The following is a 15,383-nucleotide window of genomic DNA, read 5'->3' as shown; positions in this document are numbered from 1 at the left end:
ACCATGAATGCCATGACCAAAACCCTCCCCGCCACCATGGCCGCCGTGCTGCTCACCGGGCACGGCGGACCGGAAAAACTCGTCTACCGCAGCGATGTGAAAGTGCCTTTTGCTGCCCCTGGTGAAGTGCTGGTCAAGGTCAGCGCTTGCGGCATGAACAACACCGATGTCTGGGTGCGCCAGGGCGCTTATGGCACGGAGGAGGACGCTTCCGCCGTGTCGACATGGCGCCGCCAGGGCAACACGCTGAGCTTCCCGCGCATCCAGGGCACCGACACGGTCGGTACCGTCGCTGCCGTCGGCGAAGGCGTTTCGCCTGACCGTATCGGCGAACGGGTGATGGTCGATTTCTCGATCTACAACCGCGACGACGATTCGCTCGCCGATATCGACTATATGGGCCACGGCCGTGACGGCGGCTACGCCGAATACCAGGCCGTGCCGGCCGACAATGCCCATGTCGTCAATACCGACCTGAGCGACGTCGAGCTCGCCACTTTCTGCTGCGCCTATCTCACCGGCGAGCAGATGCTGGAGCGCGCCGCGCTCAAGGCCGGTGAACGCGTGCTGGTCACCGGCGCCTCGGGCGGTGTCGGTTCGGGCATCGTGCAGTTGGCACGGGCGCGCGGTGCCATTCCCTATGCCGTCGTCGGCAAGGGCAAGGAACAGGCGGTGCTCGACATCGGCGCCGAGGCTGTCATCACCCGTGGTGTCGCCGACCTGCCGCAAGCCGTGAACGAGGCGACCGGCGGCCAGCCGATCGACGTGGTGGCCGACCTCGTCGGCGGCGCCATCTTCAACGACCTCTTGCGTATTCTGAGGCCCGAGGGCCGCTACACAACTGCCGGCGCGATTGCCGGTCCGGTCGTGCAGCTTGATCTCAGGACCATGTATCTGAAGCAGTTGCAACTGCATGGTTCGAGCCAGGGCACGCGCGCCGATTTCCGCCGCATCGTTGGATACATCGAGGCGAAAAAAATCCGGCCGCTGGTCGGCGGTGTCTACAAGCTCTCCGATTTCCACCACGCGCAGGCGGACTTCATCGCCAAGGATTTCGTCGGCAAGCTGGTGGTGGTGCCGGATGCCATGTGGGGCTCGGCTGGCTGAACAACGCTCGTCTCAACCGTGCTGGGCCGCTCTCAGCAACATGCCGAACAGGTCGCGCGGCTCGTCGGGGTCGGCCAGCATGTCGAGTTCCTGGTAGAGGCCGGTCAAGCGTAGCTGGTCCCTGACATAGCGCAGCGCCGAGAAATCCTCGATGGCGAAACCGACCGAATCAAACAGCGTGATCTGACCGGGATCGCGCCGGCCCTGCGCGGCGCCTGACATCACCTGCCATAGCTCAGTCACGGGATGGCCGGCCGGAAGCTGCTGGATTTCGCCCTCGATGCGGGTCTGCGGCGGATATTCGACGAAGATGTCGGAGCGCAGCAGGATATCTCGGTGCAGTTCGGTCTTGCCGGGGCAGTCGCCACCGACCGCGTTGATGTGCACGCCGGAGCCGACCATGTTGTCGGTGAGGATGGTGGCATACTGCTTGTCGGCGGTGACGGTGGTGATGATGTCGGCTCCCTCGACCGCCTCTTGCGCGGTGCCGCAGGCGACCATGTCGAAGCCGAGGCCGGCGAGATTGCGGATGCATTTTTCGGTGGCCGTGCGGTCGATGTCGTAGAAGCGCAATCTGTCGACGCCGAGCAGCGCCTTGAAGGCCACCGCCTGGAATTCGGCCTGGGCGCCATTGCCGATCAGCGCCATGCAGTTCGAGCCGGCCGGCGCCAGGTACTTGGCGGCCAGAGCCGACATCGCCGCCGTGCGCAGCGCGGTCAGTATGGTCATTTCGGATAGCAGCACAGGATAGCCATTGTGGACATCGGCGAGCATGCCGAAGGCAGTCACCGTCTGGCGGCCCTCGCGCATGTTCTTGGGATGGCCGTTGACATATTTGAAGCCGTACACCTCGCCGTCGCTGGTCGGCATCAGCTCGATGACGCCCTCGGCGCTGTGCGAGGCGACGCGCGGCGTCTTGTCGAACAGCTCCCAGCGGCGGAAATCGTCCTCGATGTAGCCGGCGAGTTCGACGAGGAAGCGCTCGACGCCGATCTTCAGCACCAGCTTCATCATATGGTCAACGCTGACGAAGGGGACGATGTTGAGATTGGGAATCATTTTTTTCTTATCCTTGCCGCATGCAGGCGGTCAGTCCTGGCGATGCGCGTTGTGCGCCTTCATCATCGTTGCCAGCGCCGGATCGTTTTCCTCCAGCGTCCTGATGGCTTCGCTTGTGTCGTAGAGGCGCTCATCCTGCCCCATCTTGAATTTGGCCGATCGGCATGTCGAAGCCAATGATGTGCGGTATGCGCCGCTCCATGCCGCCAGGGCCGAGCTCACGCATGCGCCAGCGGTCGTCGCGATCTTTTTCCAGCACGTCGACCAACTGCAAGAGATGCCGGGCAGTGGCGCGATCGTCGAGCGGCAACGGCAGGCCATGGCAATGCACGACGGCAAAATTCCAGGTCGGCGCGCTGTCGCGCACCGGGTTGCGCGGATACCAGGACGGCGAGATGTAGCCATGCGGGCCGTGGAAGATGGCGACCGTCTCCCTGCCCTCGGCAATCAGCGCGCTGTGCGGATTGGCCCTGGCGAGATGCGAGACCAACGTTCCGTTCGGGCCACGGTCGCGATCGAGCACGAACGGCAGATGCGATACGACCAGCCCTTGCGGTCCCGCCGTCACCACCGTGGCGAAGGCCGCGGCCTCGATCAGGCCGAACACTTCGTCGCGCGACAGCGGCGCAAATTCAGGCTTTGTATACATCAGGTCAGCTTCGCTGGGCGCGAACCGCCGGGATCAGGCCTTGCGGGCGAACCAGCAGCACGGCGATGACACCCGACAGCACGATGGCGTCGCGATAGGGCGCGATCGCTCCCGGCAATGTCGCTTGCAACAGCACCTCGATGATGCCGAGCAGGAAGCCGCCGGCGACAGCACCGGGCAGGCTGCCCAGCCCGCCGACGACGGCGGCGATGAACGCCTTCAGCACCGGCGTGAAGCCCATCAGCGGATCGACCGAGGCGCGCTGCGCCACCCACAGCATGGCCGCCAGCCCGGCCAGCAGGCCGGAGAGCAGGAAGGCGGTGGCGATGATGCGGCTGGCCGGAATGCCCATCAGGCGTACGACGTCGAAATCTTCCGCCGCGGCGCGCATCGCCGTTCCGGTCACCGAGCGGCGCAGGAAGATTTCGAGCGCAATCAGCGCCAGCGCCGAGACGACGATGGAGATGCTTGGCCCGACGCCTATGGTGAAATCGCCGAAGGAGAAGGCCCCGGTCATCCAACCGGGCATGGCGACAGCCTGCGGCCGCGCCGAAATGCCGTTCTGGAAGACGACTTTCAACAGGCTGGAAACGGCGAAGCTGGTCAGCAACAGACTGGTGACGCTGGCGCCGCGCATCGGCCTAAAGGCGATGCGCTCCATAGCGACAGCGGCAAGCGCGCCGCAGGACACGGCGACAAGCACCGCCACCGGGAAGGGAAAGCCAAGCACCAGCGAGGCCAGCAGCGCATAGCCCGACAGCGTCATTAGCTCGCCATGGGCGAAGTTGATGAGGCCGACGATGGAAAAGACGATCGCCAGGCCGAGCGCCAGCAGCGCATAGACGCCACCGAGGCTCACTGCATTGATGATCTGCTGCGCGATCATGCTTCTTAAGCTCCCAAATAGGCTTGGCGGACGAGGTCCGAGGAGGCGAGTTCTTTTGCCGTGCCCGACAGCACCACCTCGCCATTGGCGAGCACGACGGCACGGTCGGCGATTTCGAGCGCCAGGGCCACATTCTGTTCGACCAATAGGATGGTCAGGCCCTTGCGGCGCAGTTCGGCGATCAGGTCGAAGACGGTGTCGATCAGTTGCGGAGCAAGGCCGAGCGAGGGCTCGTCGAGCAGGATCATGCGCGGCTTGCCCATCAGCGCGCGGGCGATGGCCAGCATCTGCTGTTCGCCGCCCGACAGATTGCCGCCCTTGACGCGATGGTAACGGCGCAGGATCGGGAACAGCTCCAGCATCTCCTCCTCGCGCAGCCGCGCCTCGGCCGCCGGCTGGTGCACCGCGCCGCCGAGCCGCAGATTGTCGGCCACCGTCAGGCTGGCGAAGATGCGGCGGCCTTCGGGAACCAGCGCGACGCCCTTGCGGGCGATCGCCTCCGGCGCCAGACCGGTGATGTCGACACCGTCGAAGATCACCTTGCCGGATGCAGCCGGCACCAGCCCGGCGACGGCGCCGAGCGTCGAGCTCTTGCCGGCGCCATTGGCGCCGACCAGCGCGATGATCTCGCCGTTGTCGACGGTGAGGTCGACGCGGCGCACCGCCTCGACCTCACCGTACCGAATCTTCAGGGCTTCGACGCTCAGCATGACATCACGGCGCGGGAACGTCGGCGGCGTCGGGGATCAGGGTCTGGACATGCTTGCCCTCGCCGCCCTCGTAGCGCATCAGCGCCACAGGCCGCAGCGGCATGCGATCGGTCCCGGCATAGGTGATCTTGCCGGTGATGCCTTCGAAATCTTTGAGGCCGGCGATGGCGTCGCGGATCGCCTTCGGGTCGTCGGAGCCAGCCGTCTTGACCGCCTGGTCGAGGATCAGGCCGATCTCGTAGCCATTGACCTCATAGGTCGATTCCGGTGCGTGGCCGGCATATTTGGTGAAGGCGGCGTTGAAGGCCTCCAGCTTGCTGCCCGGCTCGGCATAGCCGGCCGCCGTATAGACGACGCCGTCGACCAGCTTGCCGAGCGCCTTGATGGTCGGCGTGCCGATGGCATCGGCGCCATAGACCGGGATGGTGACGCCGGCGCCGCGCAATTGCTGGATGAAGGCCGGGAAATCCGGCTCGTAGGCGGCCGTCATGATCAGGTCCGGCTTGTCGGCCAGGCCCTTGATGTTGGTGATCTCGGCGGAAAAATCGGGCTGACCCATGCTGAAGGTGCCGCGACCGACAATGGCGCCGCCCTTCTTCTCGAACACCTCGCCGAAATATTCCGGCAGATTGGCGGTGTAGGTGGAATCCGGCGAGGTCAGCAGGAACACCTTCTTCTTGCCTTCGGAGACGGCGAAGTCGGCGACCGCCGTCGCCTGCACATTGTCGGCCGGATAGGTGCCGAACATGACGTCGCCGACCGCGCCGGTGAGCACCGGGGCAGAGCCGCACAGCGTCAAGGTCGGAATACCCAGCGGCTGGGTGAGCTGGCCGGCGGAAATCGAGGGATCGGCATCGCAGGGCGTGATCATGATCTTGGCGCCGGCATCGATCAACTCCTGGGCGACAGTAGCTGTTTGCGCGGTGTCGGAGCGGGTGTCCTTGATCAGCAGCTTGACGGTGTATTTACTGCCGAGCCCGCCCTTGGCGTTGAGCTCGTCGAGCGACATGCGCAGGCCGGCAAGTGCCGGCTGGTCGTAAGGAGCGAGGCCGCCGGTCTGCGCGGTCGCGGCACCGATGATGATCTCCTCGGCGCTGGCCGTCGAAATGGCGGCGATGCCGAACACGGCAGCGCACAGGGCGGCGCGATGGAGTCGATAGAGGTTTGGCATGTCGGTTCTCCTTCTGGATTTCTTATGGTTGGCTGTCGTTGCGGGTCATGCGGTCTGGTTTTCAGCTGTTGCGGTCTTGGCGCGCGCCGTGCGGCTGCCGAGATAGGCGGCGATCACCGCAGGGTTCTTCTGGACATCGCCGGGTGTGCCGTCGGCGATGACGCGGCCATGATCGATGACGACGATGCGCTCGCACAGGTTCATCACCAGCCGCATGTCGTGCTCGATCAGGACGACGCCGATGCGGCGCTCGGCCCGAACCGTCGACAGGATGGAGACCAGTTCGGCGGTCTCGACGGCGTTCATGCCGGCGGCTGGCTCGTCGAGAAGCAGGAAGCGCGGCTTCAACGCCAGCGCGCGTGCCACTTCCAGCCGGCGGCGCTGGCCGTAGGCGAGCCTGGCGGCCGGCTGGTCGGCAAATTTCTCCAACCCCATGCGCGCAAGCTCGCCCATCGCCGCCGCCTCGGCATGGCCAAGATCGGGTTCCACCTGGCGTGCGGCGACGACGACATTTTCCAGCACCGTCATGTGCGGGAAAACGCGGATGTTCTGGAAGGTGCGGGCAACGCCGGAGCGGGCAAAGCGGAAGGCCGAAGCCTGCCGCACCGCGCCGCCAACCGAAACGGTACCGGCACTAGGCTGGACATCGCCGGCCAGCATGTTGAGCAGCGTCGTCTTGCCGGCGCCGTTGGGGCCGATGATGCCGGTGATGCTGTCGGTCTGGAAATTCAGGCTGACGTCGTCGACGGCGACGACGCCGGCATAGCGGCGCGACAGATGGTCGGCGGTGAGCCGGTCACTCTCGACATGCTGCGGAGGTGCCGCCGAAGCCGTCACGGCCTGGCGTCCCGGCCGGCGCAAAAGGTTGAGTTCGCGTTCGCCGAACAGACCGGTCGGGCGCCGCCAGATGACCAGGATCATGGCGATGGCCAGCACGCCCTGGGTCAAGCCGAACAGGACAGGCAGATGCAGGCCGAGCACTTCGCCGCCGCCTTCGAAGCGACGCACCACTTCGACCAAGACGATGGTGACGATGACGCCGGCGAAAGCGCCGAGCGACGAGGTCATGCCGCCGACGATCAGCATGGCGAGCATGGTGAAGCCGAGGTCGAAATAGAAATCGCGCGGCGAGAACGCACCCAGAAACTGCGCCATCATGGCGCCGGCGGCCATGGCGGCGACCACGCCCGCCACCCAGGCGGCCAGACGCGCCGTGCGCTGGTCGACGCCGACGGCGGCCGCACCGCGCTCGTCGTTGGCGGCGGCGCGGGTGGCAAGACCGAAGGAGGTTTCACGAAACAGCCTCGCCGCCACCAACGCCACCGAAGCCACCGTTGCGGCGGTCCACAGCCCGACCTCGCGCGGCACGCCGTAGAAGGGCTGGCTGCCGCGGGTGATCTCGCGTCCGGCGACCAGCAGCGTGTAGACGATGATCAGCATGGCCAGCGTGGCGATCGAGGCGCTCGACCCGGAAAGCCTGAGCAGCGGCGTGCCGGTCAACAGGCCGATGATGACAGCCAGGATCAGGACCACGGCCAGCGCCGCGAAGAAAGAGAGTTGGTGGCCGGCGAGGAACTGCGGCAGGTCGCGCAGTGCCGTTCGCTGCAGTGCCGTCGGCATGGTGAGAATGCCGGTGGCGTAGGCGCCGAGGCCGACAAAGGCCGCCTGGCCGAACGAGACGATGCCGCTGTTGCCGGAGAATATCTGCAGGCCAAGCACCGCCGTCAGCATGATCGCGGCATAGGTGACGACACGTTGCATGGCGGCGCCGCCAAAAATGAAGGCGGCAAGCGCCACCAGCAGCAGCACCGTGACCATGCACAGGGCGTCGGCGGTGGCGTTGCGAAACGCGGCCGGCATGAAGCCACTGGGCTTGCTCTCGCTCATCGTCACCGACGCCATCACGCGGCCTTGAAGCGGCTGGGCGAAAACGGCGCCAGGATCGGCTGGGCGCCCTCGGTGACCAGCCTGGCCACCGCCTCGCCGACGGCCGGACCAGTCTTGAAGCCGTGGCCGGAGGATCCCGCCGAAACGACCAGCCCTTCGACGCCAGGCATGGCGCCGATGACCGGCAGGTCGTCGGGGCTCATGTCGTAGAGCCCGGCATAACCCGGCCGGATGCCAAGCTCGGCCATGGCCGGCACGCGGGTGGCGAAGGTCTCCAGGATTTCGACCGATTCCGATTCCTCGACACCCTCCATGTAGGTGTCGGGATTTTCGACAAAGCGCGGGCGGCCCGCATGTTCATGACGCAGGCCGGTGCCGCCGCCGGCCCAGGTGCCGGCCAGGATGACGCCGTCATTGTCGGGCCGCGCATAGTTGCAGGAAATGTCGTCGCACCAGGCGAATGGCATGACTTGCCTTGCCTTGCCGGCAGCGTCGAGCACGGCCATAGGATGGCGCTCGACATGCAATGGCAGGTCCAAGCCCACCGTCGCCAGCAGGCGGCGCGTCCATGGCCCGGCGGCCAGGACGACCGTATCGGCCCCCAACACCGTTCCATCGGTCAAGGTGACGCCGGTGATGCGGTCGCCCTGCCGCTGAAGGCTTTCGACAAGCGTGTTCTGCATGATCTTCGCACCGTTGGCGCGGGCGGCACGGGCGATGGCGTTGGTGGCGCCGAAGGCGTCGGCATAGCCATATTCCGGCTCCCACAGCGCCAGCGCGACATTGTCCAGGGCAAAGCCGGGTGCCGCGTCGGCGAAAGCCTGCGGCGACAATGTCTCGATGCGCGCGCCCTCGCCGCGGATGCGTTCGGCCGCCGACGCCCAGCTCGCCTTGTTGTCGTTGCCGCAGACCCACATCATGCCGACCTCGGTGACGAAAGAACCTTCGCCTGCGATCTCCGGCAAGGACACCAATATCTCACGGCCACGGATGGAAAGCTGCGACAGTTCCGGCATCAGGTAGAAGGCATGCAGCAGCGCCGACGATTTGCCCGACGGGCCGCCCGCGGGATGGGTCTGCTCGACCAGCGTGACCTTCACACCGGCCTTGGCCAGATGATAGGCGGTGCTCGATCCGACAATACCCGCACCGACGACGATGACGTCGCTTCCGTTTCGCATGGCTGTTCCCCACAGTCTCTTGGCTGCTTTCCGACAAGGTAGGGCCAGCGATCACGCAATGTCAACATCTCTTCATTGTTGACCGAGATTTAAATCTCTGTAATAAACTCGACAAAACAAGAGAACACGGATTTCGGGGAGGCCCATGGCGATACGCGATGTTCTGATGCGCGGGGATCTCACGCTGACGCCGTCGGAGGAGAAGATCGTCCGGCTGCTGTTGACGGACTATCCGACCTCCGGCCTCGGCACCGCTTCGTCGCTGGCGCGGCGCGCCGGCGTCAGCGATCCAACCGTGGTGCGGCTGGTGATGAAGCTCGGCTATGAAGGGTTTCCGGATTTCCAGGCCAAGCTCCTGGCCGAAGTCGAAGCAAGGCTGCATTCGCCATTGCTGATGATGGAGGCCAAGCGACAGAGCGGCTCCAACGACAGCGCCGTGCTGGCCTATCTCGACAGCGTCACCACGGCCTTGCAGAAAGCCACCGCCGCGACACCCGTCCAGACATACGAGCGGGCGGCCCGTCTGCTGATGGAGGCCAAGGGCGAGGTCGTGCTGGTTGGCGGCCGGTTCAGCCGCCACATCGCCGGCATGCTTGCCGGCTATCTCGTGCAGTTTCGCCCCAAGGTTCGCGATCTCGGTGTGCTCTCGCCGCAGATCTTCGACACGCTCGCCGACCTCGACCGCCGCGACGTGCTCGTCGTGTTCGACTACCGCCGCTACCAGCTCGATGTGATGGCCTATGCGAGCCAAGCGGCGACGCTCGATGTGCGCATCGTCCTGTTCACCGACCAATGGCTGTCGCCGATCGCCGATCTCGCCGAAGTCACCATCGTCAGCCCGCTCGAAGTCGCCTCGCCCTACGACACGCTGGCGCCGGCGATCGCCCAGATGGAAGCCCTCGTCGCCCATATCGTTTCGACGCTGGGCGACGACGCGCGCGCCCGCATCGAGCGGCTCGAAAAGGTGCGGCATGCCAATGCGGTGACGCTCGACAGCGACCCACAAGAGAACGGCGCACGCCAGACGCTTGGACCACGAAAGATACCCGGCCCTAAATCAGCAAAGCAGGACGACATAGCATGACCCAAGCTCTACCCAAGCGAAACGAAGCCTTCCGTGCCGGCGAAACGGCGTTGTTGCTCGTCGATATGCAGCGCATCTGGCTGGAGCCGGGCGCCGATCCGTCGCATCCGGAGCGTGGGCCGGATCACTATTTCTACCGGCAGACATCGTCGCAGACGATCCCTAACCAAGAGCGCCTGCTGGCCGCCGCGCGGGCCAACGGCGTCGAGGTGCTGCACACCATCATCCAGAGCCTGACCGAAGACGGCCGCGACCGCTCGCTCGACCACAAGCTGACACCGATCCATGTTGCGCCCAGCCTCCCCGAGGGCCTGCCGGTGGCGTCGCTGGCGCCGGTCGGCGACGAGATCATGCTGCCGAAGACGTCGTCGGGCATCTTCAACTCGACCAATGTCGACTACCTCCTGAAGAACCTCGGCATTCGCTATCTCGTCGTGGTCGGCGTGCTGACCGATCAATGCGTCGACATGACGGTGCGCGACGGCGCCGACCGCGGCTACCTCGTCACCTGTGTATCGGACGCCTGCGCCACCATCACGCAGGAACGCCACGACATCGCGCTCAAGGCCTTTGGCGGCTACTGCTGGGTCACCGACACCGACACGGTCGTCGCCCGCTTCAACGCTTTGGAAAAAACGGCATGACATCGACCGTCGAGCCTCTGGTTGCCGTCGTCACCACGGATCTCTCCGCCGTTACGCGGGGTCGCTTCGTTGCCGAAAGCAAATTGCAAAAGACCACCACGACCGGCGTCGGCTGGCTGCAGGCCAATCTGTCGCTGACGCCGTTCAACTCGATCGTCGATCCCAACCCCTGGGGCTCGTCGGGCGACCTGCGGCTGATCCCCGATCTCAAGGCGCGCTTTCGCACGACACGCACCGGATCGGCGACGCCGTTCGACATGGTTGCCGGCGACATCGTCGAACTCGATGGCAGCCCGTGGCTCGGCTGCACCCGCACGATGCTGAAAAACGCGCTGGCCGAGCTGAAAGCCGCAACCGGCCTGTCGGTCATCGCCGCCTTCGAGCATGAATTCCATGTCGCCGACGGCGGCTTCGCACCGGCGCATTCGATGTCTTTCGCCGCACTGCGCCGCGCCGACCCGTTTGCGCCCAACCTGATGGCGGCGCTGGAGGAGGCAGGTGTCGCGCCCGAAGTGGTCATCGCCGAATTCGGCGACGAGCAGTTCGAGGTGACGCATGAGCCGGCGGACGCGCTGACTGCAGCCGACCGCGCCGTCGCCATCCGCGAAATCACGCGCGAATTGGCGCGCAATGCCGGCTGGCGTGCGAGCTTCGCGCCCAAGACAGCGCCGAATGCCGTCGGCAACGGCGTCCACATCCATTTCAGCTTCGTCGACGAGGCCGGCAAGCCGGTGACTTACGATCCGGCGCAACCCGGCGGCCTTTCCGCCAAAGCCGGCGCCTTCTGCGCCGGCGTGCTGCGCCATCTGCCTGGCATCACCGCCATGACGGCGTCGAGCGTATCCTCCTTCTACCGGCTGAAGCCGCACAGCTGGAGTTCGTCCTACACCTGGCTCGCCGACCGCGACCGCGAGGCTTCGCTTCGCATCTGCCCGACGGTGACGATCGGCGGACGCGATCCGGCGCGGCAATACAACATCGAATACCGGGCCGCCGATGCCACCGGCAATCCCTATCTGTCGCTCGCGGCGATCATCCGCGCCGGGCTGGAAGGGCTGAAGGCGGACCTGCCCTCGCCGCCGCTGGTCACCGGCGACCCGACGCTGATGAGCGAGGCGGAGCGGGCAAAGCTCGGTCTCGTGCGCCTGCCCGAAACCCTGCCGGCGGCGCTGGACGCGCTGCTGGCCGACAGCACCGTGACGGGATGGTTCGCGCCTGTCTTCATCGAAACCTTTGTCGGCCTCAAGCGACATGAGTCCGAGCGCCTTGCCGGCCTCGACCCGGCTTCCATCTGCGATCTCTACCGGACGCTCTATTGATGACTGCACAGACTGAAAAAGAACTGCCCGCTCAAAAAGACTGGCCCGAGGCCGTCGAGGTTCTCAATGAGCACGGCCATTCCAATATCGTGCTGTTGTGCGAGCATGCGTCCAACCACATGCCGGCCGAGTATCGGCAGCTCGGCCTCGATGCCGGCCATCTGCAGCGCCACATCGCCTGGGATATCGGCGCCGCCGAGGTGACCCGCCTACTGTCGTCGAAGCTCGATGCTCCGGCCTTCCTCAGCGGTTATTCGCGGCTGCTAATCGACCTCAACCGGCCGCTTCATACCCAAGGCAGCATTCCGGTTCTGTCGGAAGACACCGATATTCCCGGCAATGTCGGTATCGATGCGGCGGAGCGAACCCGGCGTGCCGAGATCATCTTTTCGCCGTTTCATGACCGGGTGGCCGCGTATCTCGACCGCCGGACGCAAGCAGGCCGGCAGACGCGGATCGTGACGATCCATTCCTTCACGCCGGTCTTCCTCGGCGTTGTCAGGCCCTGGCATGCCGGCGTGCTGCATGACCATGCAAACGATCTCGCCGAAGCAATCCTTTCAGGCCTGCGCGCTGACGCGGCGCTCAATGTCGCGGCCAACGTGCCCTATGTGATCAGCCGCGACGCGGACTACGCCGTGCCCGTCCATGGCGACGATCGCGGCATCCCCGCCGTCCTCGTCGAGATCCGGCAGGATTTGTTGACGACACGCTCCGGCATCGAGGAATGGGCGAACCGCCTGGCGGCGGCACTGCCGGCACTCGAGATGGAAACCGTGCCGTGAGCAATCTCAGCCTGCGCGAACGTGATGCCGCGACCATCGCCCAGATCGGCAAGCTGCGTTTCTCGCCGCTCAGCGTCATCGGCGGCCGGGGCAACCGGCTGATCGAGGAAGGCGGCCGCTCCTTGCTCGACCTGTCGGGATCGGCCGGTCCAGCGGTGCTCGGCTACGGCCATCCGGCTGTCGTCGAAGCGGTCGAGACGTCGATCCGCAACATGGCTGGCGCTAGCCTGCTGCTCTACCCGAACGAGCCCGCCGTATCCCTGGCCGAGCGGTTGCTGGCGATCACGCCGGGAGAAGGCGAACGGCGCGTCTGGTTCGGCCATTCCGGGTCCGACGCCAATGACTGCGCGGTGCGTGTGCTGCAGGCGGCCACCGGCCGTTCGCGCTTCATCTCGTTTATCGGTTCCTACCACGGCAACCTCTCGGGCTCGATGGGCATCAGCGGCCACACCGCCATGACCCACACGCTGCCGCGGCCGGGTGTGCTTCTGCTGCCCTACCCCGATCCGTTCCGGCCGAACTTCAGCGCCGAGGATGTGCTGGCCCTGCTCGACTACCAGTTCGAGACCACCTGCCCGCCGCATCAGGTCGGGGCCGTCTTCATCGAGCCCTTGATGTCGGACGGCGGGCTGATCGTGCCGCCGCCTGGATTCCTCAAGACGCTGCAGGAGCGTTGCCGCAAGCATGGCATCAAAATTGTCGTCGACGAGGTCAAGGTCGGGCTCGCCCGCAGCGGCATGATGCACTGCTTCCAGCACGAAGGATTGACGCCGGACCTCGTCGTCTTCGGCAAGGGCATCGGCGGTGGGCTGCCGCTGTCGGCGGTCATCGGCCCGAAGGAAATCATGGATTATGCGCCGGCCTTCGCTTTGCAGACTACCGCTGGCAACCCGGTGGCGACATCGGCCGGCAACGCGGTGCTGAAGACCATCGCAAGGGAAGGCCTGGTCGAGCGCTCGGCGCGGATCGGCACGCTTTTTTCCGATGCGCTGCGCGCACTCAGCGCAAAGCACGAGATCATCGGCGATGTCCGCGGGCGAGGTCTCGCCATCGGCGTCGACCTGGTCAAGGACCGCGCGACACGCGAGCCCGTTGCCGCGACGACCACAGCCAAGATCATCTATCGCGGCTACGAACTGGGCGCCGCCTTCACCTATGTCGGGTTGAAGGCGAATGTGCTGGAGTTCATGCCGCCGCTGACGCTGACGGAAGACGAGATGACCGAGGGCGTGGCAATCGTCGACCAGGCGATCGCCGACGTGAATGCCGGCGAGGTCTCGGACGCGGACGTCGCCTCCTTCATGATGTGGTGACGGGGGAAGCAGGGCAGGCAAATCCTGGCGCAAACGAAGACGCGGACGCTTGCCTGGGAGCCTCCCTGCGAAGGACGTTCTACTCGAAAAACCGGTTGGGCGGCCGCTTCAGGCCGAGATTCTCGCGCAGCGTTGATCCCTCATATTGTCGCCTGAATATCCCTCGCCGCTGCAGTTCGGGTACGACCTTCTCGGCAAAATCATCGAGCCCGGCAGGCAGGTAGGGAAACATGACGTTGAACCCGTCGGAACCCTCGGCGACAAGCCATTCCTCCATCTCGTCGGCGATTGTTTCAGGTGTGCCGACAAAGGCAAGGCCGGAATAGCCGCCCAGCCTTTGCGCGAGCTGCCTGACCGTCAGGTTTTCCTGGCGCGCCAGTTCGATGACGCGCTCGCGGCCACTCTTCGAGGCATTGGTCTCGGGGATTTCCGGCAAGGGCGCGTCGGGATCAAAACCGGACGCGTCATGTCCGATGGCGATCGATAGCGAGGCAATGCCGCTCTCGTAATAGACGAGGCAGTCGAGCTTCGCCCGCCTGGCCTGCGCGTCCTCGGCGCTGTCGCCGACAACGACAAAAGCGCCGGGCAGGATCTTGATGTCGTCGCGCGAGCGGCCGAGTTTCTCCGCGCGGCCTTTGACGTCGGCGAAGAAGCGCTGCCCCGCCGCGAGATCGGCATGCGCGGCGAAAATGACCTCCGCCGTCTCCGCCGCCAGTTGCCGCCCGGCCTCCGAGGCGCCGGCCTGGACGATGACAGGCCAGCCCTGCACCGGCCGCGCGATGTTGAGCGGGCCGCGCACCGAGAGATGCTCGCCCTTGTGGTCGAGCACATGCAGCCTGGCCGGATCGAAATAGAGCCCGCTTTCGGCGTCGCGGATGAAGGCATCGTCGGCAAAGCTGTCCCACAGGCCGGTGACGACATCGTAGAATTCCCGCGCCCGACGATAGCGCTCGTCATGTTCGACATGCTCGTCGAGGCCGAAGTTGAGCGCCGCGTCGGGATTGGACGTGGTGACGATGTTCCAGCCGGCGCGCCCGCCGCTGATATGATCCAGCGAGGCGAAGCGACGGGCAATATGATAGGGCGTATCGAAAGTGGTCGATGCGGTGGCGACCAGCCCGATATGGTCCGTGACGGCGGCCAGCGCCGATAGCAGCGTGAACGGCTCGAACGAGGTGACCGTGTGACTGCGCCGCAGCGCCTCGATCGGCATGTTGAGAACGGCCAGATGGTCGGCCATGAAGAAGGCGTCGAACTTCGCCGCCTCCAGGGTCTGGGCGAAGCGCTTCAGATGCGCGAAATTGAAATTGGCATCGGGATAGGCGCCCGGATAGCGCCAGGCGCCGGTGTGCAGGCTGACAGGACGCATGAAGGCGCCAAGCCGCAATTGTTTGCGTGTCATGAAAGTCGTTCCGACCGATCGATACAATCGAGCGCCATCGCTCGAATCTTGACCTCAGGATCGGACGGTCCGCCCAATTCGGGAAGGTATTCTGTTCCGCCACGCTGGGCTTTTGCAGCATTTCAGTTTTGCGCCCGAGACCCCGGGATAAAAAATGGCCGGGCGCGAATGCGGCCCGGCCAAAAG

At 65.3% G+C, this 15,383-nt stretch carries 14 protein-coding genes; 6 read left to right on the top strand and 8 right to left on the bottom strand.

Translation table 11 applies throughout. The annotated features are described in order from the left end of the window. The first annotated feature begins 3 nt into the window (after nt 1-3). Nucleotides 4-1,107: an alcohol dehydrogenase family protein gene (locus ACFOJ9_RS05190; protein WP_378977329.1), complete on the top strand. Its 1,104-nt coding sequence runs from the start codon at nt 4-6 to the stop codon at nt 1,105-1,107. Between the two features lie 12 nt (nt 1,108-1,119). On the opposite strand, the gene ACFOJ9_RS05185 is transcribed toward ACFOJ9_RS05190, so the two are convergent. The 7 genes from ACFOJ9_RS05185 to ACFOJ9_RS05155 all read right to left on the bottom strand — a co-directional run bounded on the left by ACFOJ9_RS05185 (nt 1,120) and on the right by ACFOJ9_RS05155 (nt 8,650). Next, the gene (locus ACFOJ9_RS05185) at nt 1,120-2,166 is read right to left on the bottom strand and encodes an ornithine cyclodeaminase (RefSeq protein ID WP_378977327.1); all 1,047 of its coding nucleotides are present in this window, start codon (nt 2,164-2,166) and stop codon (nt 1,120-1,122) included. Nucleotides 2,167-2,296: 130 nt separating this feature from the next. Beyond that, nucleotides 2,297-2,815 carry an FMN-binding negative transcriptional regulator gene (locus ACFOJ9_RS05180; RefSeq protein ID WP_378977325.1) on the bottom strand — a complete coding sequence of 173 codons (519 nt, stop codon included), beginning with the start codon at nt 2,813-2,815 and terminating at the stop codon, nt 2,297-2,299. A gap of 4 nt (nt 2,816-2,819) precedes the next feature. After that, entirely contained in the window at nt 2,820-3,701 is an 882-nt protein-coding gene (locus tag ACFOJ9_RS05175) for a branched-chain amino acid ABC transporter permease (protein ID WP_378977323.1), read from the bottom strand. Between the two features lie 5 nt (nt 3,702-3,706). After that, a complete protein-coding gene (locus tag ACFOJ9_RS05170) occupies nt 3,707-4,411 on the bottom strand; it encodes an ABC transporter ATP-binding protein (protein ID WP_378977321.1) in 705 nt (234 codons plus the stop codon). Between the two features lie 4 nt (nt 4,412-4,415). Further along, entirely contained in the window at nt 4,416-5,582 is a 1,167-nt protein-coding gene (locus ACFOJ9_RS05165; RefSeq protein ID WP_378977319.1) for an ABC transporter substrate-binding protein, read from the bottom strand. 45 nt (nt 5,583-5,627) lie between these two features. Further along, nucleotides 5,628-7,469, bottom strand: a complete 1,842-nt coding sequence (locus ACFOJ9_RS05160) for a branched-chain amino acid ABC transporter ATP-binding protein/permease (protein ID WP_378977317.1) — start codon at nt 7,467-7,469, stop codon at nt 5,628-5,630. A gap of 14 nt (nt 7,470-7,483) precedes the next feature. Continuing rightward, entirely contained in the window at nt 7,484-8,650 is a 1,167-nt protein-coding gene (locus ACFOJ9_RS05155; protein ID WP_378977315.1) for an NAD(P)/FAD-dependent oxidoreductase, read from the bottom strand. Between the two features lie 145 nt (nt 8,651-8,795). Here ACFOJ9_RS05155 and ACFOJ9_RS05150 point away from each other — a divergent pair, with 145 nt between their 5' ends. The 5 genes from ACFOJ9_RS05150 to ACFOJ9_RS05130 are packed head-to-tail and all read left to right on the top strand — an operon-like array spanning nt 8,796 to nt 13,795. Continuing rightward, nucleotides 8,796-9,734, top strand: coding sequence for a MurR/RpiR family transcriptional regulator (locus tag ACFOJ9_RS05150; RefSeq protein WP_378977313.1), 939 nt, complete (start codon nt 8,796-8,798; stop codon nt 9,732-9,734). Then, entirely contained in the window at nt 9,731-10,378 is a 648-nt protein-coding gene (locus ACFOJ9_RS05145; protein WP_378977311.1) for a cysteine hydrolase family protein, read from the top strand. The genes ACFOJ9_RS05150 and ACFOJ9_RS05145 overlap by 4 nt, the downstream gene beginning before the upstream one ends. Then, a complete protein-coding gene (locus ACFOJ9_RS05140) occupies nt 10,375-11,697 on the top strand; it encodes a glutamine synthetase (protein ID WP_378977309.1) in 1,323 nt (440 codons plus the stop codon). The genes ACFOJ9_RS05145 and ACFOJ9_RS05140 overlap by 4 nt, the downstream gene beginning before the upstream one ends. Continuing rightward, nucleotides 11,697-12,482: an N-formylglutamate amidohydrolase gene (locus ACFOJ9_RS05135; protein WP_378977307.1), complete on the top strand. Its 786-nt coding sequence runs from the start codon at nt 11,697-11,699 to the stop codon at nt 12,480-12,482. The genes ACFOJ9_RS05140 and ACFOJ9_RS05135 overlap by 1 nt, the downstream gene beginning before the upstream one ends. Next, nucleotides 12,479-13,795 (top strand): aspartate aminotransferase family protein, encoded by a 1,317-nt coding sequence (locus tag ACFOJ9_RS05130; RefSeq protein WP_378977305.1) that lies wholly within the window; start codon nt 12,479-12,481, stop codon nt 13,793-13,795. The genes ACFOJ9_RS05135 and ACFOJ9_RS05130 overlap by 4 nt, the downstream gene beginning before the upstream one ends. A gap of 79 nt (nt 13,796-13,874) precedes the next feature. Here ACFOJ9_RS05130 and ACFOJ9_RS05125 read toward each other — a convergent pair whose 3' ends face one another. Continuing rightward, nucleotides 13,875-15,197, bottom strand: coding sequence for an LLM class flavin-dependent oxidoreductase (locus tag ACFOJ9_RS05125; RefSeq protein ID WP_378977303.1), 1,323 nt, complete (start codon nt 15,195-15,197; stop codon nt 13,875-13,877). Between the last annotated feature and the right edge of the window lie 186 nt (nt 15,198-15,383).

The organism is Mesorhizobium cantuariense (assembly GCF_042647205.1).
In the GTDB taxonomy this organism is placed as follows: Bacteria; Pseudomonadota; Alphaproteobacteria; order Rhizobiales; family Rhizobiaceae; genus Mesorhizobium; species Mesorhizobium cantuariense.
Note: the sequence above shows the minus strand (reverse complement) of the source record. Positions and strands in the feature narration are given on the sequence as shown.